The organism is Mixta tenebrionis, assembly GCF_006517625.1.
GTDB lineage: Bacteria > Pseudomonadota > Gammaproteobacteria > Enterobacterales > Enterobacteriaceae > Mixta > Mixta tenebrionis.
The window spans coordinates 51,859-71,414 of record NZ_VHQI01000012.1 but is presented as its reverse complement, the minus strand read 5'-3'; the positions used below and the strand labels follow the sequence as shown (position 1 = coordinate 71,414).

Here is a 19,556-nt window from a genome sequence, read left to right as displayed (position 1 = left end):
GTGCTAAAGCGCAAGGATCGCCCAGGATCTTCTGGCGATCGTTTTCATTGCCGTTGCGGTAATAACGTGACGGAGGCCGAATATTTGCATCAATATGGCGGATCGGTAGTCCCTTTTAACCAGCCTGACGTAAACTTAGCTTCGTCCGATGCCTGTGGATAAAATGGATCAAAACTGTGTAGAAAGTGAAGATCTCTGTCTCGCTTTGCGCTATGATCCGCCCTTCCGCTAACGATCCTCTCTGCGATCGCGATCGGAGCAACCGCGGATAGCGGTTCGTATGTCTGTCACTGACATGCGTCAACAATGATGATTGATCTGTTTCAGCGCCTGTTTTCTTATCGATTTTGTTCGAGTGGAGTCCGCCGTGTCACTTTCGCTTTGGCAACAGTGTCTTGCCCGTTTGCAGGATGAGCTACCTGCCACTGAATTCAGCATGTGGATACGTCCGCTGCAGGCTGAACTGAACGACAATACGCTGGCCTTATATGCCCCGAATCGGTTCGTACTCGACTGGGTAAGAGATAAATATCTCAATAATATCAATGGGCTGCTTAATGATTTTTGCGGAGCGGATGCGCCGCAGCTGCGCTTTGAGGTTGGCAGCAAGCCGATGACGCAGACCATCCCGCAGCCTGCCGTCGCCAGCGTTGCGGCGCCGGTAGCCGCCAGCGTCGCGCCGGTACAGCCTGCGGCGCGTCCCAGCTGGGACAGCGTGCCCGCGCCGGCGGAGCGCTCATGGCGCTCGAACGTTAACGCCAAACATAATTTCGATAACTTCGTCGAAGGTAAATCCAACCAGCTGGCGCGCGCGGCGGCGCGTCAGGTAGCGGATAATCCCGGCGGCGCCTACAACCCGCTGTTTCTTTACGGCGGCACCGGCCTGGGTAAAACTCACCTCCTGCACGCCGTCGGCAACGGCATTATCGCCCGCAAGCCCAATGCGAAAGTGGTCTATATGCACTCGGAGCGTTTTGTGCAGGATATGGTGAAGGCGCTGCAGAATAACGCCATCGAAGAGTTCAAGCGTTACTACCGCTCGGTGGATGCGCTGCTTATCGATGATATTCAGTTCTTCGCCAATAAAGAGCGCTCGCAGGAGGAGTTTTTCCACACCTTCAACGCGCTGCTGGAGGGCAACCAGCAAATTATTTTAACCTCCGACCGCTACCCAAAAGAGATCAACGGCGTGGAAGATCGCCTGAAATCGCGCTTTGGCTGGGGGCTGACGGTGGCTATCGAGCCGCCGGAGCTGGAAACCCGCGTGGCGATCCTGATGAAAAAAGCGGATGAGAATGATATCCGCCTGCCGGGCGAAGTGGCCTTCTTTATCGCCAAGCGCCTGCGCTCCAACGTGCGCGAGCTGGAAGGGGCGCTGAACCGCGTTATCGCCAACGCCAACTTTACCGGGCGCGCCATCACCATTGATTTCGTGCGCGAAGCGCTGCGCGATCTGCTGGCGCTGCAGGAAAAGCTGGTGACCATCGACAATATTCAGAAAACGGTGGCGGAATATTACAAAATCAAGGTGGCCGATCTGCTCTCTAAACGCCGCTCGCGCTCGGTAGCGCGCCCGCGCCAGATGGCGATGGCGATGGCGAAAGAGCTGACCAACCACAGCCTGCCGGAAATCGGTGATGCTTTCGGGGGTCGTGACCATACCACCGTGCTGCATGCCTGCCGTAAAATCGAGCAGCTACGTGAAGAGAGTCACGACATTAAAGAAGATTTTTCGAATTTAATCAGAACATTATCTTCCTGACGCTATGAAATTTATTGTAGAACGCGAGCAATTACTTAAGCCGCTACAGCAGGTGAGCGGTCCGTTAGGCGGACGTCCAACGTTGCCGATTTTGGGCAACCTGCTGCTGCAGGTAAACGACGGCAGCCTGTTGCTGACCGGAACGGATTTAGAAATGGAGATGGTTGCGCGCGTTACGCTGACGCAGCCGCACGAGCCGGGCGCCACTACCGTGCCGGCGCGTAAGTTTTTGGATATCTGCCGCGGCCTGCCGGAAGCGGCGGAAATCAGCGTCGTGCTGGAAGGCGACAGAATGCTGGTGCGCTCCGGGCGCAGTCGTTTCTCGCTCTCCACCCTGCCCGCCAGCGATTTTCCCAACCTCGACGACTGGCAGAGCGAGGTGGAATTTACCCTGCCGCAGGCGACGCTGAAGCGTTTGATTGAGGCGACGCAGTTCTCAATGGCGCATCAGGATGTGCGTTACTACCTTAACGGCATGCTGTTTGAAACCGAAGGGGAAGAGCTGCGCACCGTTGCCACCGACGGCCATCGTCTGGCGGTCTGTTCGATGCCGGTAGGGCAGCCGTTGCCAAACCATTCAGTTATTGTGCCGCGCAAAGGCGTGACGGAACTGGTACGCCTGCTGGACGGCGGCGAGACGCCGCTGCAGATCCAGATCGGCAGCAGCAATATTCGCGCGCACGTCGGCGATTTCATCTTTACCTCCAAGCTGGTGGACGGGCGCTTCCCCGACTACCGCCGCGTGCTGCCGAAAAATCCGGACAAAACGCTGGAGGCGGGCTGCGATCTGCTGAAGCAGGCGTTTGCCCGCGCCGCTATTTTGTCGAATGAAAAATTCCGCGGCGTGCGTCTCTACATCAGCCAGAACCAGCTCAGGATTACCGCTAACAACCCGGAGCAGGAAGAGGCGGAAGAGATCCTCGACGTCACCTATGGCGGCAGCGATCTGGAGATCGGCTTTAACGTCAGCTACGTGCTGGATGTGCTCAACGCGTTAAAATGCGAAAACGTGCGTCTGCTGCTGACCGATTCGGTCTCCAGCGTGCAGATTGAAGATGAGGCGAGTCAGAGCGCGGCTTATGTCGTGATGCCGATGCGTCTTTGACGGCGTCGCCCGCAGCCCTGGCGCATGCCGGGCTGCCTGCCGTTGCGGCAGCTTTGTCGCCCGGCGCGGCGCTATTACGGCATAGCCGGCCCTTGTAAAACGCGCGTTTAGCCCCATATTGTATGACAAGTAAGCGTTTACTCATGTTTGGAGTATTGCCTGACCTGAGAAAACCCGCCTCAGCACCACGGCCTTTACTGTCACGCCATCGCTTTGGATTATTTCATGGCTTTAACCCGCCTGCTGATACAAGATTTTCGTAATATCGAACAAGCCGATCTGGCGCTGGCGCCGGGCTTTAACTTTCTGATCGGCGCTAACGGCAGCGGCAAAACCAGCGTGCTGGAGGCGATTTACACCCTGGGACACGGGCGCGCTTTCCGCAGCCTGCAGGCGGGGCGCGTAATTCGTCACGAACAGGATGCGTTTATTCTGCATGGGCGCATCGACGGCGCCGAACGGGAAACCAACGTCGGCCTGACGAAAAACCGCGCCGGCGACAGTAAAGTGCGCATTGACGGCAGCGACGGGCATAAGGTAGCCGAGCTGGCGCAGCTGCTGCCGATGCAGCTGATTACGCCCGAAGGTTTTACGCTACTGAACGGCGGACCAAAATACCGGCGCGCCTACATCGACTGGGGCTGCTTTCATAACACTCCCGGCTTTTTTCTGGCGTGGAGCAATCTGAAACGTTTGTTAAAGCAGCGCAATGCCGCGCTGCGTCAGGTTACGCGCTATCAGCAGATTGAGCCGTGGGATCGCGAACTGGCGCCGCTGGCCGCGCAGATCAGCCAGTGGCGCGCCGAGTACAGCGCCGCCATCGCGGCGGATATTACCGCTACCTGCGCCCAGTTTCTGCCGGAGTTTGCGCTGGATTTCTCCTTCCAGCGCGGCTGGGACAAAGAGAGCGACTATAGCGAACTGCTGGCGCGCCAGTTTGAACGCGACCGGGCGCTAACCTACACCGCCAGCGGCCCCCACAAAGCGGATTTTCGTATTCGCGCCGAGGGGACGCCGGTAGAAGATTTACTGTCGCGCGGACAGCTGAAGTTACTGATGTGCGCGCTGCGTCTGGCGCAGGGTGAATTTCTCACCCGGCAAAGCGGACGCCGCTGCCTCTACCTGATCGATGATTTTGCCTCGGAGCTGGATGAAAGCCGACGCCGCCTGCTGGCGGACCGGCTGAAGGCCACCCGTGCCCAGGTTTTCGTTAGCGCTATCGGCGCTGAACACGTAGCTGATATGGCTGACGAAAAGGGCAAGATGTTCCGCGTAGAACAGGGTAAAATAGCGGTTCAACCTGAAGATTAAATGAGCGAGAAACGTTGATGTCGAATTCTTATGACTCCTCAAGTATCAAAGTCCTGAAAGGGCTTGATGCGGTACGCAAACGCCCTGGAATGTATATCGGCGATACGGATGACGGCACCGGTTTGCATCACATGGTATTCGAGGTCGTGGACAACGCCATCGACGAAGCGCTCGCAGGCCACTGTAAAGAGATTGTCGTTACCATTCATGCGGATAACTCCGTATCGGTGCAGGATGACGGTCGTGGCATTCCTACCGGTATTCACCCGGAGGAAGGCGTTTCGGCGGCGGAAGTGATCATGACCGTGCTGCACGCTGGCGGTAAGTTTGATGACAACTCCTATAAAGTCTCCGGGGGTCTGCACGGCGTAGGCGTTTCCGTGGTTAACGCCCTGTCTGAAAAGCTGGAGCTGACCATTCGTCGCGAAGGTAAAGTGCATCAGCAAACCTACGTGCACGGCGTGCCGCAGGCGCCGCTGGCGGTTACCGGCGAAACCGATCTTACCGGCACCCGCGTGCGTTTCTGGCCAAGCCACCAGACCTTCACCAACGTCACCGATTTTGAATATGACATCCTGGCCAAGCGTCTGCGTGAACTATCGTTCCTGAACTCCGGCGTTTCTATCCGCCTGCAGGACAAACGTACAGATAAAAGCGATCACTACCACTACGAAGGCGGTATCAAGGCCTTTGTTGAATATCTGAATAAGAATAAAAACCCGATTCATCCGAACGTCTTCTACTTCTCCACCGAAAAAGATGGCATCGGCGTGGAAGTGGCGCTGCAGTGGAACGACGGTTTCCAGGAAAATATCTACTGCTTTACCAACAACATTCCGCAGCGCGACGGCGGCACGCACCTGGCGGGCTTCCGTGCGGCGATGACGCGCACCCTGAACGCCTATATGGATAAAGAAGGCTACAGCAAAAAAGCGAAGGTCAGCGCTACCGGCGACGATGCGCGTGAAGGGCTGATCGCCGTGGTTTCCGTGAAGGTGCCGGACCCGAAATTCTCCTCGCAGACCAAAGATAAGCTGGTCTCCTCCGAGGTGAAATCGGCGGTTGAATCGCAAATGAACGAACTGCTGGCGGAATATCTGCTGGAAAATCCGTCCGATGCGAAAATCGTGGTCGGCAAAATTATCGATGCGGCGCGCGCGCGTGAAGCGGCGCGGCGCGCCCGTGAAATGACCCGTCGTAAAGGCGCGCTGGATCTGGCCGGGCTGCCGGGCAAGCTGGCCGACTGTCAGGAACGCGATCCGGCGCTGTCGGAAATCTACCTGGTGGAAGGTGACTCTGCGGGCGGCTCCGCCAAGCAGGGACGTAACCGTAAAAACCAGGCGATTCTGCCGCTGAAGGGTAAAATCCTTAACGTTGAGAAAGCGCGCTTCGACAAGATGCTCGCCTCGCAGGAGGTTGCCACGCTGATCACCGCGCTGGGCTGCGGCATCGGACGCGACGAATATAACCCGGACAAGCTGCGCTACCACAGCATCATCATCATGACCGATGCGGACGTCGATGGTTCGCATATCCGTACCCTGCTGCTGACTTTCTTCTATCGTCAGATGCCGGAAATCATCGAGCGCGGCCACGTCTACATCGCCCAGCCGCCGCTGTATAAGGTGAAAAAAGGCAAACAGGAACAGTACATCAAAGATGATGAAGCGATGGATCAGTACCAAATCGCCATCGCGCTGGACGGCGCCACGCTGCACACCAACGCCAGCGCGCCGGCGCTGGGCGGCGAGCCGCTGGAAAACCTGGTTTCCGCCTTCAACAGCACCCAGCGCATGATTAAGCGCATGGAGCGCCGTTACCCGCTGGCGCTGCTGAACGCGCTGATTTATCACCCAACGCTGGCAAGCCTGGAAAATCAGCAGGACGTTACCCGCTGGATTGAGACCCTGGTTACCCTGCTGAATGAGCGTGAAGTACACGGCAGCACCTATGTGGCTCAGGTGCGTGAAAACCGCGAGCTGAACATCTTCGAACCGGTACTGCGCGTGCGCACCCACGGCGTGGATACCGACTATCCGCTGGACAGCGAATTTATCCAGGGGCCGGAGTACCGCAAAATCTGCGCGCTGGGCGAGCAGCTGCGCGGCCTGCTGGAAGAGGATGCCTATATCGAGCGCGGCGAGCGCCGTCAGCCGGTTGCCAGCTTCGAGCAGGCGCTGGAATGGCTGGTGAAAGAGTCGCGCCGCGGCCTGTCGGTACAGCGCTATAAAGGTCTGGGCGAGATGAACCCGGATCAGCTGTGGGAGACCACTATGGACCCGGACAGCCGCCGTATGCTGCGCGTTACCATTAAAGACGCCATCGCTGCCGATCAGCTGTTTACCACGCTAATGGGCGATGCGGTTGAACCGCGTCGCGCCTTTATCGAGGAAAACGCGCTGAAAGCGGCGAACATCGATATTTAATCCAAACCCTTCTGCCGCGCACCGATGCGCGGCATTTTTTTATCCAGCCACTGGCTGTTACAGGACGTTTTAAACGCGACTAAGGAGCATTAAATGGGACTTTTCGATCAGGTTGCCGGCATGTTGTTGAACGGCGACGCGGCTAAATATCAGGCCATTTTAAGCTGGGTTAACCAGCAGGGCGGCGTTCAGGCGCTGCTGGAAAAATTTCGTCAGGGCGGGCTTGGCGAAATCGTTATGTCCTGGCTGAGCAGCTCGCAGGCTAACCAGCTGCTCAGCTCCGAGCAGGTGCTGGCGGTGCTGGGCAGCCCGGCGCTGGCGCAGCTTGGCGCCAAACTGGGCATCGATACCCAGGCCGCCTCTTCTATGGTGGCGCAGTATCTGCCGACGATTATCGATACGCTTTCACCGAAGGGTGAGGTTCACGCCGAAGCGGACAACGATTTACTGACGGCCGGCATGAACCTGCTGAAAGGTAAACTGTTCAGCTAACTTCTTACTTTCACCGTTTCATCATGGCGTTCATGGCGAAGCGGTGATTATTATCATTCAACGTCGTTTGTCGCCCGGTCATGCTGCTTTTCCCGCGCGTTAAAATCTTCAGGTTCCGCTCCGCCGCACCATGAATACTGTTTTTTGCCCCGGATCGTGCCAGGATGAGAACTGTCGCCATTACCCTGAAGAAAACTATGTCCATAAAACTTATTGCTATCGATATGGACGGCACGCTGCTGCTGCCGGATCACACCATCTCACCTGCGGTTAAGCAGGCTATCGCCCGCGCCCGTAAGCGCGGGGTTAACGTTGTTCTTACCACCGGGCGTCCCTATGCCGGCGTGGAAAGTTACCTGAAAGCGCTGGATATGAACCAGCCGCAGGATTACTGCATCACCTATAACGGCGCTCTGGTCCAGAAGGCGAACGACGGCAGCACGGTGGCGCAGACCGCGTTAAGCTACGATGATTATCGCTATCTGGAACAGCTTTCGCGCGAGGTAGGCTCGCATTTCCACGCGCTCGATCGCCATACGCTGTATACCGCTAATCGGGATATCAGCCGCTACACGGTACATGAATCCTTCGTTGCCACCATTCCGCTGGTTTTCTGCGAGGCGGAGAAAATGGATCCGAACACCACCTTCCTGAAGGTGATGATGATCGATGAGCCGGAAATTCTGGATCAGGCCATCGCGCGTATCCCGGCGGAAGTGCGTGAGAAATATACGGTGTTAAAAAGCGCCCCTTACTTTCTGGAGATTCTGGATAAGCGCGTCACCAAAGGCACCGGCGTTAAAGCGCTTGCCGATGCGCTGAATATCAGGCCGGAAGAGGTGATGACTATCGGCGATCAGGAAAATGATATCGCGATGCTGGAGTATGCCGGCGTCGGCGTGGCGATGGGCAATGCGATCGACTCGGTAAAAAAAGTTGCGGACTACGTGACTAAAACCAATCTGGAAGATGGCGTGGCTTACGCCATTGAGAAATTTGTACTGTAGGTTTTTGCCGCCGAATCTTTTACCCTGAGGCGATACTTCGCCGCAGGGTTTTTATTTATGAAACAGCTTACTTTCGCTCCGCGCCATCACCAGCTGACCAATATCAACGTCTGGACTGCCGACAGCCAGTGGCTGGCCTATGATGTGCGCCCTTCCGGCGCCTCTTTTACCGGCCTGACCATTGAGCGCGTCAACGTGGCGAGCGGAGCGACGGAAATTCTCTATCAGGCGCGCGACGGCGCGCACGTAGGCGTGGTTACCGTTAGTCCCGATCTGCCGCCGCGCTACGTCTGTATTCATGGCCCGGAGCATCCGGACGCCAGCTGGCGCTACGACTTTCACCATCGGCGCGGCGTTATCATTCAAAACGGCGTAGCGGAAAACCTCGACGCCTGCGATATCACGCCGCCTTTCACTCCCGGCGCGCTGCGCGGCGGATCGCATGTCCACGTCTTCAGCCCCGACGGCAGCCGCCTTAGCTTCACCTATAACGACCATGTGATGCATGAGTGGGACCGGCGGGAAGATCTGCGCAACGTCGGCGTCGCCGTACCGCTGCATGCCGTCTGCCCGGTTAAACAGCATCCGCGCGAATATGACGGCAGCCATTTCTGCGTGCTGGTCAGCCGCACTACCTCCGCGCCGCAGGCGGGCAGCGATGAAATCAACCGCGCATACGAAGAGGGCTGGGTGGGTAATCTCGGCTATCAGCGCCCGGACGGCAGCCGCCAGCGCTGGGCGCTGGCCTTTATTGGCGATACGCGCGCGCAGGACGGTACGACGGTGCCGGAAGTTTACCTTGTCGATCTGCCGGAGAGCCTGAGCGACTATGCCCAGCCGGGCGAGGCGCCGCTGGAGGGAACCGCTACTCAGCTTCCGGCGCCGCCGCGCGGCGTGCGGCAGCGGCGTTTAACCTTTACCCATCAGCGCCGCTATCCAGGGCTGGCCACCGCGCCGCGCCACTGGCTGCGCAGCAGCCCGGACGGCAGCGAAATCGCCTTTTTAATGCGCGATGACGCCGGCGTGGTGCAGCTGTGGAGCATTTCGCCCTGCGGCGGCGAACCGCGCCAGATTACCCGCGGCGCCGGGGATATGCAGTCGGCGTTTAGCTGGCATCCTGCGGGCGGAAGCCTGGCGATCGTCTGCGATAACAGCGTAATGCTGTGCGACAGTCAAAGCGGTGAGATGCGGCGACTGACGCCGCGCAGCGCGACGCCGCCGGTGGGCGATGCGGTAGTGTTTTCGCCCGATGGCCGCCACATCGCCTGGATGAGCGTGGTTGACGGCTATCAGCAGATCTTTACGGTGGCGGTGGATTAATTAGCCGCCAGCGGCGCGGCCTGGGAGAGCGTTTCCTGCGTGTTCGCCAGTCTTTCCGCCTCAGCGACGCGCGCGCGCGGTGAATCGATAGACTGGCAGTCATCGGCGCGCAGATAGTCCCAGGGCAGCAAGACGGTATCCAGCACGGCGGAAAAAGGAAGATCGATCAGCGCCAGCGGTTTTATCGCCCAGCTGCTGTTTTCATCGGTCAGCATATCAGCGCTGGCGCGGGTGCCGGGATAGTAGCCCTGGCTGGCGCCGGTATGGGACATCATGCTGGAACAGCCAGAGGTAGTAAATAATGCGCTACAGGCCAGTAGCCCCGCCAAACGGTATTTCTGTATGACATTCATTTTCTTTGTCCCTTCAGTCATAGCTTCGGCCATGCTGAGTTATTTCGTCTGCGGCGGGGAAGCTCCCGATCACTCTGTGGTGACTCGCGCCGGATGCACGACGATATCTTCCCCTGAGTGTATGACATTCTCTGTGCTTTGCTTAAAAAAATCGCGAAATCGATCTTGAAAGAATATCAGTAGACCCCATTTTACTAACACGGTCAGCGCGGCTCTCGCCGCATGGGTTTGCCAGCGCGACCGGACGGCCTGTCCATAACGGAAGGCTGCGTTTAACCTACTCGCTGAAATTCAGGAGCTTTGTATTATGCGTAACTTTGACCTTTCTCCGCTGTATCGTTCCGCTATCGGTTTTGATCGTCTGTTTAACCTGCTGGAATCCAACCAGAACCAGAGCAATGGCGGCTACCCTCCGTACAACGTTGAGCTGGTGGCTGAAAACCACTATCGCATCACCATTGCCGTGGCCGGTTTCGCACAGAACGAACTGGATATCACCTCGCATGACAATATGCTGATTGTGCGCGGCGCCCATGCCGAAGAGCAGACCGAGCGGAAATACCTGTATCAGGGCATTGCCGAGCGCAACTTCGAACGTAAGTTCCAGCTGGCCGATCATGTCGTCGTGCGCGACGCCCGCCTGGAAAACGGCCTGCTGTATATCGATCTGGAACGTATCGTTCCGGAAGAGATGAAACCTCGCCGTATCGAAATCCTCAGCTAATCTCTCTGATAACGCCGCGGAAACGCGGCGTTGTTGTATCCGCGTTCCGCTACTCCTGCGGCGCGCGCGCCATGCGCCATGAAGTTAACCGGCCGCCAAACATATTCATCAGCAGTCCCAGCACGATTGCTGCCGCTCCCGCCAGCTGCGGTAAGCTGAGCCTTTCGCCCAGCAGTAGCGCGGCGCTGAGAATGCCTACCACCGGCACCAGCAGCGAGAGCGGCGCCACACGCCAGGTTTCGTAGCGGCCCAGCAGGGTGCCCCAGATGGCGTAGCCTACGATAGTGGCGATAAACGCCAGATAAATCAGCGCCAGCACCGTCGACAGAGTGATATGCATCAGGCTGTCGGTTATCGCATCACGCCCTTCAAACAGCCAGGAACAGAGAAAAAAGGGCGCGATGGGCACCAGCGCGCTCCAGACTACCAGCGACATAATCGGCACGTTGCCGCGGCGCATAATGACTTTATTAGTGATATTGCCCAGCCCCCAACAGAGCGCGGCGGCCAGCGTCAACAGCATGGTGGTCAGGGTCACGCCGGCGGCGCTGCCGGTACCCGATATCGCCAGCAAAAACATGCCGCCCGCCGCAATGGCGATCCCGGCGATATGATGCCATTTCAGCGATTCCGCCAGCAGCAGCGCGCCAAGCAGCAGGGTAAAAAACGCCTGCGCCTGCAACACCAGCGAGGCCAGCCCGGCGGGCATTCCCAGCTTGATGGCTAAAAACAAAAAGCCGAACTGGCCGAAGCTGATGGTTAACCCATACAGCGCCAGCCAGCGCAGCGGAATACGCGGCGGCGGCACAAAAAAGATCGCCGGCAGCGCCACCAGCGAAAAACGCAGTCCCGCCAGCAGGAACGGCGGCATACCGTGCAGCCCCACCTTAATCACCACAAAGTTAATGCCCCAGGCGACCACCACGCAGAGCGCCAGCAACAGATCTTTTACCCTCATCTTCTCTCCTGCCAGTCAAAATAAATAAACTTTTAATTAACATACTCTCAGCATTGGCAGTTTGACAGCGACAGAGGGGGCGTAATGCTAATTGTTGGGCAGGTAAAGGATGGCGGACGCCAGCGGCGGAGGCCTGGGGCGCAGCTGCGGCGACGGTTATTTGCCTGAGCTGCGCCGGAAAGTGATGCCGGCGGGTGGGCGTTACGCGATAGCCTCGGCGTGGGCGCGTTCGATCTCTTCAGCCAGAATCCTGACGCCCTGCTCAATCTTCTCGTTATCCGGCACATAATTCATCCGCATACATTGATGAGTATGCGGCCACTCCTGCGCCAGACCGGGGAAAAAGAAGTGTCCCGGCACCATTAATACTCCACGCTGCTTCAGGCGCTGATAGAGCGTTTCGGTCGTAATCGGCAGATCCTGAAACCACAGCCAGAGAAAAATAGCGCCTTCCGGTTTATGGATCAGACAGCGCTCCTCCGGCAGATAGCGGCGAATAATGGCGATCGCCTCCTGTACGCGCTGACGGTAAAAGGGCTTAATCACCGTTTCCGACAGCCGCAGCAGATCGCCGCGCTGAATCATCTCCACCGCAATGGCCGGGCCAATGCTGCCGGGCGCCAGGCTGATAATGCCGTTCATATTGCCGATAGCGTCGATTACCTTCTCATCGGCAAGGATAATGCCGCAGCGCGAGCCGGGCAGGCCAAGCTTCGACAGGCTCATGCAGAGAATAATATTGGGGTTCCACAGCGGGCGCGCCTCGCTGAAAATAATGCCGGGAAAGGGCAGGCCGTAGGCATTATCGATCAGCAGCGGGATATGGTGCTGTTGCGCCAGCCGATCCAGCCGCCGCAGCTCTTCATCAGTAATGACGTTGCCGGTGGGGTTGGTGGGGCGCGAGACGCAAATCAGGCCGGTTTCTGCCGTTATCGGCAGATGATCGAAATCGATATGATATTTAAACAGCCCCTGCGGCAACCGCTCAATATGGGGACGGGCGGAGACAAACAGGTCTTCGTCCAGCCCGGCATCGGCATAGCCCAGATATTCCGGCGCCAGCGGAAAGAGCACGCGCCTGGTGGCGCCATCGGCGCAGCGCCCGGCGTAGAGGTTAAACAGATAGAAAAAGGCGCTCTGGCTGCCGTTGGTCAGCGCCAGGTTTTTGGCGGTGATCGGCCAGCCCAGCGTTTTGCTCAGCAGCGCCGCCAGCGCATCCAGCAACACCGCCTTGCCGCGCGGGCCATCGTAATTGCACAGCGCTTCGGTCAGCTTGCCTTCCTGCTGCATCTGCGACAGCAGCTGGTGAAAATAATCATTCATGGCGGGGATTTGCGCCGGATTGCCGCCGCCCAGCATGACCGTTTTGGCATCGCGCAGCCCTGCGCCCATATCTTCCATCAAACGGGCAATGCCGCTATGACGGGTAAATTTGTCACCGAACAGAGAAAAGCTCATAGCTGTAAATCAAATGTAATTGACAAGTAAGCTCCACCTTACCGTCAGCCGTGCAGGGATGCAAACCGCACGCGGCGGAAAAGGGAAGTTAAACAGCTATCTCAGAATTTTAGCAGTAAATACATCAGGTTGATCTGGCGGGACGCAGAAAATGCTGAGCGGGCGATCGTCGTTTGCCGGCGATCGCCCTGTCTTACAGCGGGCGGCTGGCGCCGCTTGTTTAACGCAGTACCTGCGGATTGACGCAGTTTTTCTCTACCTTGCCCGACAGCGCGGCAATCAGATTATCAACGGCGTCGCGCGCCATGCCGTAGCGGGTTTCATGCGTGGCGGAGCCGATGTGCGGCAGCGCTACCACGCCGGGCAGCTTCAGCAGCGGTGAGTCCACCGGCAGCGGCTCCTGCTCAAATACATCCAGCCCGGCGCCGCGAATGGTCTGGTTTTGCAACGCCTCAATCAGCGCCTGCTCATCTACCACCGGGCCACGGCCCGCGTTGATTAAAATAGCGTCCGGCTTCATTTTCGCCAGCTGCTCACGGCCAATCATATGATGCGTCTGTTCAGTCAGCGGCAGGCTGATGCAGAGAAAATCAGCTTCGCGCAGCAGCGTATCAAGATCGCAATACCGGGCGTTAAAGCGTGATTCGGCTTCTTCATGATGTTTACGCGCGTTATACAGAATTGACATACCAAAGCCGTGATGCGCGCGCTGCGCCAGCGCCAGGCCGATACGCCCCATACCGAGGATACCCATTTTTTTATGATGTACGTCGGTGCCAAACCAGTCGGGGCCAATGCTGCCGCGCCATTCGCCTGCTTTAACCCGTTCGGCTACCTCAACCACGCGGCGCGCGCTGGAAAGTACCAGCGCCATCATGGTATCGGCGACGGTTTCGGTCAGTACGGTCGGCGTATGCATTAGCACCACGCCACGCTGATTCAGGGCATCGAGGTCAAAATTGTCATAGCCGACGGAAATCGTTGAGGCAGCGCGTAGCTTCGGCAGCTTTGCCAGCAGCGCGGCATCCACTTTGCTGCTGGAGCCGATAATGCCCTCCGCGCGCGCAAAGGCATCCGCCTGCCGATCGGCATTTTCCAGCGTCAAATCTTTAATCACGGTTACGGTAAAATGCTCATCAAGACGGGCGCGTAAATCGTCAGGCAGGGGTTTGTACAGTAATACTTCAGGCTTCATCTCAGGCTCCATCCGCTTGCGCGGTAACACAAAAAGAGGCGATGCGACAATGTCGCTTAGCGTGCTGACAAGACTAACAGCGCGCAGCCTGCATGCGCTGCGCGGTGAGCTATTGCCGGTCCGGCCTCAGGGCGTGACGCATCAGGCGTGTTTTGCCGCGCGGTCCGGCGAGGAGGGCTGCTGGTTCTCCGCCGGCTTCACAATTAGCGTCAGCCAGACGGACACCAGCAGCGCCGCGCCCATAAAAATATAGGAGGCGGAAGGGCTGCCGGTCGCTCCGTTAAGATAGCCGACAATCCACGAGCCGACAAAAGAACCGAGCGCGCCCATGCTGTTGATCAGCGCCATTGCGCCGCCGGCCACGTTGCGCGGCAGCATCTCAGGAATAATGGCGAAGAAGGGGCCATAAGGCGCATACATCGCCGCGCCGGCCACTACCAGCAGGCCGTAAGAGAGCCAGAAGTTGCTGGAACCCACCAGCCATGAACCGAGGAATGCCAGCGCGCCGATTAACAGCAGCGGCCAGACGAACAGCTTGCGGTTTTGCATGCGGTCAGAGCACCAGGAAACCACCAGCATCGCTACGGTGGCCGCCAGATAAGGCGCCGCCGAAAGCCAGCCCGCTTCCACCATGCCCATCTGCGTGCCGTTGCGCAGAATAGAGGGCAGCCAGAGTACGAAACCGTAAACGCCGATGCTCCAGGCGAAATACTGTACGCAAAGGATAATCACATTGCGTGATTTAAAGGCCTCGCGGTAGTTGCGTACCGCCTTGATGCCCTCCTGCTCTTTGCGTAGCTGCTCCTGTAAGGCGGCTTTCTCGGCATCGCTCAGCCAGCGCGCCTGCGAGGGTTTATCCTGCACCAGAAACCACCACAGCACCGCCCAGATAACTGCCGGGATGCCTTCAAAAATAAACATCTCGCGCCAGCCGAAGGCGTTGATCAAATAGCCGGAGACAATAGACATCCAGAGCACGGTAACCGGATTGCCTAAGATCAGGAAAGTATTGGCGCGTGAACGTTCCGATTTGGTAAACCAGTTGCTGATATAGATCAGCATCGCCGGCATTACCGCGGCTTCCACCACGCCAAGAATAAAGCGGATCGCCGCCAGCATGGGGATATTACTCACCACGCCGGTCAGCGATGCGCACACGCCCCACAGTATCAGGCACCAGAACACCAGTTTTTTAACGCTGCGGCGCTCTGCATAAACCGCGCCTGGAATCTGAAAGAAAAAATAGCCGAGAAAAAACAGGGCGCCCAGCAGGGATGACATCCCTTTGGTAATGCCTAAATCTTCATTAATCCCCGCCGCCGAAGCGAAGCTGAAGTTCGCGCGGTCGAGGTACGCCAGGCTGTAGGTAATAAAGATGATGAGAATGATATACCACCAACGTTTTGGCGCGATTGTCTGCTTATTCATGAGCTATTCCTCTGTTGAGGGCGCATATTCTGATGACAACGTCATCGATGTGCAGCGTTTTACATTACGTCAGGATGATGCTCACTCTTCGCCCAGGCCGTCGCGCGTCGGCAGGCCTTCGCTGTCGCCGATCACCTGGATCGCCAGCGAGCCGATCTTATTGCCGCGGCGGATTGCCTGCGGAAGCGTTTTGCCTTCCAGCAGCGCGCTGATTACGCCTACGGCGAAACCGTCGCCTGCGCCTACGGTATCCACCACGTTTTCCACGCGAATCGCCGCCACCTGGCCTTTTTCGCCGTCGGCGGTTTTATACCAGGCGCCTTCGCTGCCGGTTTTAATGATTACCGTCTTCACGCCTTTATCCAGGTAGAAATCAGCGATAGCTTCCGGCTGGCGATGACCGGTGAGGATCAGCCCCTCTTTTTCACCCGGCAGCACCCAGTCCGCCTGGAAGGCGAGATTGTTGAGCTGTTTCACCATTTCCTGCTCGCTCGGCCACAGTACCGGACGCAGGTTAGGATCGAAGGAGATGGTTTTACCCATCGCGCGCATTTCCTGCGCCGTATGGTTCAGCAGTTCCAGCGAGGTCGGCGAGAGCGCGGCGGCCACGCCGCTCAGGTGCAGATGGCGCGCGGAGCCGAAATAGTCGCGGTCGAAATCGGCCACGGAAAGGTGGCTGGCGGCCGAGCCGCGACGGAAATATTCCACCGCCGGATCGGAACCATCTTCGACTTTTGATTTCAGCTGGAAGCCGGTGGGGAAGCGATTATCGCTGGTAACGCGCTGATGATCGACGCCCTCTTTCGCCAGCTGTTGGCGGGTAAAGCGGCCAAAAGCGTCATCGCCGACGCGGCTTACCCAGCCCACTTTCAGGCCGAGACGCGCCAGGCCGATCGCTACGTTCAGCTCGGCGCCGGCGATCCGTTTGGTAAAGTTTTCAACAGCGGCCAAATCGCCGGTTTCGCAAGCGACAAACAGCGCCATCGCTTCACCGATGGTCACAACATCTAAAGTTCCGTTTTGATGGGTATAAGTGCTCATAAATTACTCCTCACGCAGCAGGTCAACGTAGTGGCGCGTCACGGCAACCAGATCGTCGCCTTCCAGTGGAAATTCAATACCGCGCGGCAGGTCGCCGGGCAGCAGTCCTGTTAATGTGCGCCAGCTATCGTCCGCGTCGTCGAGCGCGATGGCTCGAAAACTATCACGGTGAGGAACAGCCGCTTTCACATGAATATAGCTGACGTAGCGGGCAAGGCGATGCGCAGCGGCGCTGGCGTCATCGCCGGTCCACAGCCAGTTGCCGGTATCGAACGTCATGCCGCCGGTAAAGCCGCTCTGTTCGAAGAATGCGGCCATCGCTTCCAGCTTGCCGCAGTTGGTCTGGTCGTTTTCCACCACCAGCCGCACCGCGCTCTGCTGCTGCAGCGTCTGCAGCTCGCTGATATCCGCGCCGGGGCGATAGTGGCCCAGCGATAGCTTCAGCAGACGCGCGCCCAGCTGCTCCGCCTCCTGAAAATAGCGGCCCAGCTGCGCATTGAGCTGGCCATTTTCGCTGAACAGCGCGTCAGGAACAGAGTAAAAAGCGTAGAGCTGATGTTCGTTAACGGCCTGCGCCAGGTGAGAAAGCTGTTGTAGTTCAGGTTCGGTCAGTAGCTCACGGCGAATTTCCACGCCGTCAGCGCCTGCGTCGGCAACGATCGGCAGCAGGGCGCGTTGCCCGCCGAGATCGCCCACTTGCTGATGACCATAAGCGGTAGTCACCACAATAATTTCAGGTTTCATTTTTTCCTCCGGGGGCGTTTACAGGAAAGCCCTCTCGCGGTGGAAATTAAATGGAACCGGTTCCAAAGCAAAGGGCGGAAGTACAAAATTATGATCGCGCTCACGATGTAACTATTTTATGCCAGGCATTGTCCGATTTATCAGTGTCAAAGCAGGCGTAGTAAAAGTAGGGTTTATACCGTTTTGCAGTAGCGATAGCGCCTTGCCTGGAAGCTACGGCTAATCTAACTGGTGGAGAGAATATGCGTCAGAGAATTATTGTTTGTCCGATTATCCAGAATGGAGGGGACTTTCTGCTGTGTAAAATGGCTGGCGATCGCGGCGTTTTTCCAGGCCAGTGGGCCTTGCCGGGCGGGGGCATGGAGCCGGGCGAAACTATCGAGGCGGCGCTAAGACGTGAGATTGCGGAAGAGTTGGGCGCGGCGCTGGAAATCAGCACGATTAAGCCCTGGGCTTTTCGCGATGACGTGCGGGTCAAAACCTACCCGGACGGTTCCACTGAAGAGATCTATATGATTTACCTGATTTTTGATTGTATCAGCGCTAACCGCGAGATTACCTTTAACGAAGAGTTTCAGGAAGTCGCATGGGTCTCGGCAGAAGCGTTGAAAGAGAAGGATCTGAACGAAGCCACCCGTATTACCTTCGCGCAGAAGGGGCTGCTGTAACGGCCTGATATATACAGGGCGATCGGCTCCAGAAGGTGAAAATACGCGTCTTTTCATCCCGGCGGCCTTTAAAATTACTGGCTTTTAACTTTCTGAAGGTCTGAATGTCCGTATCCAGACCTCAACAGGGCTTCCTCGCTTACTTTCATCAATTTTTATCCTTAAAAATTTATCAGTTCAGCATAAGCAAAATTATATGCAATGGCGGCTTCAATAACCGCTTCTGGCTGCGCCGCAGTAAAGCCCGGCTCAGGCCAGCGCGCGCGAAGAGCCGCGTACCACCAGCTCGCCCTGAAAGGTTTGCTCCTGCACCGGCGCGGCCTCGCCCTCGATACGCTGGATCACGCGCTCCAGCGCCGCATAGCCAATCTGCCAGGTGGGCTGCTTCAGCGTGGTAATGCCGTCGCCGGCCAGCTCCGCCCACTCCAGCTCGTCAAAGCCCACCAGGCCCATCGTGCGGCCCCACTCCAGGCCAAGCCGCCGCATGGCGCGCGCCACCTGAAGGGTCAGCGCGCCGTTGGCAACGATCAGCGCGGCGTGACGATCGCCGTGGCGCTGGTAAAAATCCAGGATGATGCGCTCCAGCGCGCCGCTGTCGCTAAGCGCCGCCTCAGCATTTTCACTGACCACCTCCGGATAGCGGGCGCAGCTCTGGCGGAACGCCTGTAAACGCTCAAGGCGGGTATTCACCATGCCGATCGGCTCGCTGAGAAACAGCAGGGCGCGGTAGCCGTTATTTACCAGATGTTCGGTGGCGTCGGTTGCTGCCTGCCTGTTGTCAAGACCGACTACGTCACAGGAAAAATCGGGAATTTTACGGTCGATCAGCACCATCGGCAGCAGCGACTGCTGCAGCCGATTCAGCGCTTCCTCGCGCATGCCGACGGCGTTAACCACCACCCCTTCAACCTGGTAGCTGCTCAGCAGCTGCAGATAGTGCTGCTCCTGATCGATCTCATTATTGGTATTACATACCAGCAGCGTGAAACCGCCGGCGCGGCAGGCGGCTTCAATGCCGCACAGCACGTCTACTGAATAGGGATTGGTAATATCAGCGATAATCAGGCCGATCAGACGCGTGCGGCCCCGCTTCAGGCCGCGCGCCATCTGGTTGGGGCGATAGTTAAGCGCGGCAATCGCCTGCTCGATGCGCTGCTTTAAATCGGGCGACAGTGCATGATGCTCGCCGTTAAGATAGCGGGAAACGCTGGTTTTTCCGGTTTTTGCTGCTTTAGCAACATCGCTAATAGTGGCGCGTGCGGCCTTATGCTTCATCTCTGTCCTTTACTCCACGGTTATCCCAAGAGACTAACACAGCCAATATTTTGTCGTTAGCATAGCGGGACAGGCCGTTATCCATCGCACAGTTTAGTGCGCCGCCAGCGCCGCGCCGCTGCATTTTGCGGCGTCCGCGCGTCGGAAGAATGCCTGGCTGATGACTATAGTGAAATGAATCAAAAGCTGTTTGCTTTTTTAGACCGACGGGAAGCGCGTTATACTGCTGCGCAGGTCTGATTGCCCTTTCCGGTAATTCGCCTCTGAGTACCGGGCAACGGGTTCAGTC

17 protein-coding genes and 1 pseudogene are annotated in these 19,556 nt (G+C 57.6%); 10 read left to right on the top strand and 8 right to left on the bottom strand.

Going from position 1 to position 19,556, the window contains the following annotated elements:
- Positions 1-367: 367 nt before the first annotated feature.
- The 7 genes from dnaA (at position 368) to FKM52_RS17430 (ending at position 9,423) form a co-directional block, all read left to right on the top strand.
- Positions 368-1,762: a chromosomal replication initiator protein DnaA gene (dnaA, locus tag FKM52_RS17460; RefSeq protein WP_141177432.1), complete on the top strand. Its 1,395-nt coding sequence runs from the start codon at positions 368-370 to the stop codon at positions 1,760-1,762.
- Positions 1,763-1,766: 4 nt separating this feature from the next.
- A complete protein-coding gene (gene dnaN / locus FKM52_RS17455; RefSeq protein WP_141177431.1) occupies positions 1,767-2,867 on the top strand; it encodes a DNA polymerase III subunit beta in 1,101 nt (366 codons plus the stop codon).
- A gap of 225 nt (positions 2,868-3,092) precedes the next feature.
- Positions 3,093-4,178 carry a DNA replication/repair protein RecF gene (gene recF / locus FKM52_RS17450; protein ID WP_141177430.1) on the top strand — a complete coding sequence of 362 codons (1,086 nt, stop codon included), beginning with the start codon at positions 3,093-3,095 and terminating at the stop codon, positions 4,176-4,178.
- Positions 4,179-4,195: 17 nt separating this feature from the next.
- Entirely contained in the window at positions 4,196-6,604 is a 2,409-nt protein-coding gene (gene gyrB, locus FKM52_RS17445; RefSeq protein WP_141177429.1) for a DNA topoisomerase (ATP-hydrolyzing) subunit B, read from the top strand.
- Positions 6,605-6,697: 93 nt separating this feature from the next.
- Entirely contained in the window at positions 6,698-7,096 is a 399-nt protein-coding gene (locus tag FKM52_RS17440) for a YidB family protein (protein ID WP_141177428.1), read from the top strand.
- Between the two features lie 197 nt (positions 7,097-7,293).
- The gene (gene yidA / locus FKM52_RS17435; protein WP_141177427.1) at positions 7,294-8,103 is read left to right on the top strand and encodes a sugar-phosphatase; all 810 of its coding nucleotides are present in this window, start codon (positions 7,294-7,296) and stop codon (positions 8,101-8,103) included.
- A 57-nt stretch (positions 8,104-8,160) separates the two neighbouring features.
- Positions 8,161-9,423, top strand: coding sequence for a YidR family protein (locus FKM52_RS17430; protein ID WP_141177426.1), 1,263 nt, complete (start codon positions 8,161-8,163; stop codon positions 9,421-9,423).
- Here the strand turns inward: FKM52_RS17430 and FKM52_RS17425 are convergent.
- On the bottom strand, positions 9,420-9,776 hold the full coding sequence (locus FKM52_RS17425; protein ID WP_141177425.1) for a YceK/YidQ family lipoprotein: 357 nt from the start codon (positions 9,774-9,776) through the stop codon (positions 9,420-9,422). The two genes, FKM52_RS17430 and FKM52_RS17425, sit on opposite strands and share 4 nt — an antisense overlap.
- Positions 9,777-10,083: 307 nt before the next feature.
- Here FKM52_RS17425 and ibpA point away from each other — a divergent pair, with 307 nt between their 5' ends.
- Positions 10,084-10,500 carry a small heat shock chaperone IbpA gene (ibpA, locus tag FKM52_RS17420; RefSeq protein WP_141177424.1) on the top strand — a complete coding sequence of 139 codons (417 nt, stop codon included), beginning with the start codon at positions 10,084-10,086 and terminating at the stop codon, positions 10,498-10,500.
- 49 nt (positions 10,501-10,549) lie between these two features.
- On the opposite strand, the gene FKM52_RS17415 is transcribed toward ibpA, so the two are convergent.
- The 6 genes from FKM52_RS17415 to FKM52_RS17390 all read right to left on the bottom strand — a co-directional run bounded on the left by FKM52_RS17415 (position 10,550) and on the right by FKM52_RS17390 (position 17,324).
- Entirely contained in the window at positions 10,550-11,458 is a 909-nt protein-coding gene (locus FKM52_RS17415; RefSeq protein WP_141177423.1) for an EamA family transporter, read from the bottom strand.
- A gap of 201 nt (positions 11,459-11,659) precedes the next feature.
- Positions 11,660-12,916, bottom strand: coding sequence for a valine--pyruvate transaminase (locus FKM52_RS17410; RefSeq protein WP_141177422.1), 1,257 nt, complete (start codon positions 12,914-12,916; stop codon positions 11,660-11,662).
- Positions 12,917-13,136: 220 nt separating this feature from the next.
- The gene (ghrB, locus tag FKM52_RS17405) at positions 13,137-14,111 is read right to left on the bottom strand and encodes a glyoxylate/hydroxypyruvate reductase GhrB (protein WP_141177421.1); all 975 of its coding nucleotides are present in this window, start codon (positions 14,109-14,111) and stop codon (positions 13,137-13,139) included.
- Between the two features lie 141 nt (positions 14,112-14,252).
- On the bottom strand, positions 14,253-15,539 hold the full coding sequence (locus FKM52_RS17400; RefSeq protein WP_141177420.1) for an MFS transporter: 1,287 nt from the start codon (positions 15,537-15,539) through the stop codon (positions 14,253-14,255).
- An 81-nt stretch (positions 15,540-15,620) separates the two neighbouring features.
- Positions 15,621-16,580 carry a sugar kinase gene (locus FKM52_RS17395; protein ID WP_141177419.1) on the bottom strand — a complete coding sequence of 320 codons (960 nt, stop codon included), beginning with the start codon at positions 16,578-16,580 and terminating at the stop codon, positions 15,621-15,623.
- A gap of 3 nt (positions 16,581-16,583) precedes the next feature.
- The gene (locus FKM52_RS17390; protein ID WP_141177418.1) at positions 16,584-17,324 is read right to left on the bottom strand and encodes a sugar phosphate isomerase/epimerase family protein; all 741 of its coding nucleotides are present in this window, start codon (positions 17,322-17,324) and stop codon (positions 16,584-16,586) included.
- Positions 17,325-17,566: 242 nt separating this feature from the next.
- Between FKM52_RS17390 and nudI the strand changes: the two genes are divergently transcribed.
- Positions 17,567-17,992: a nucleoside triphosphatase NudI gene (gene nudI, locus FKM52_RS17385; RefSeq protein ID WP_141177417.1), complete on the top strand. Its 426-nt coding sequence runs from the start codon at positions 17,567-17,569 to the stop codon at positions 17,990-17,992.
- Between the two features lie 249 nt (positions 17,993-18,241).
- Here the strand turns inward: nudI and FKM52_RS17380 are convergent, their stop codons facing one another.
- The gene (locus FKM52_RS17380; RefSeq protein WP_141177416.1) at positions 18,242-19,267 is read right to left on the bottom strand and encodes a LacI family DNA-binding transcriptional regulator; all 1,026 of its coding nucleotides are present in this window, start codon (positions 19,265-19,267) and stop codon (positions 18,242-18,244) included.
- 111 nt (positions 19,268-19,378) lie between these two features.
- Here FKM52_RS17380 and FKM52_RS17375 point away from each other — a divergent pair.
- A pseudogene (locus FKM52_RS17375) lies at positions 19,379-19,507 on the top strand (glutamine amidotransferase); the annotation flags it as partial.
- Positions 19,508-19,556 lie beyond the last annotated feature (49 nt).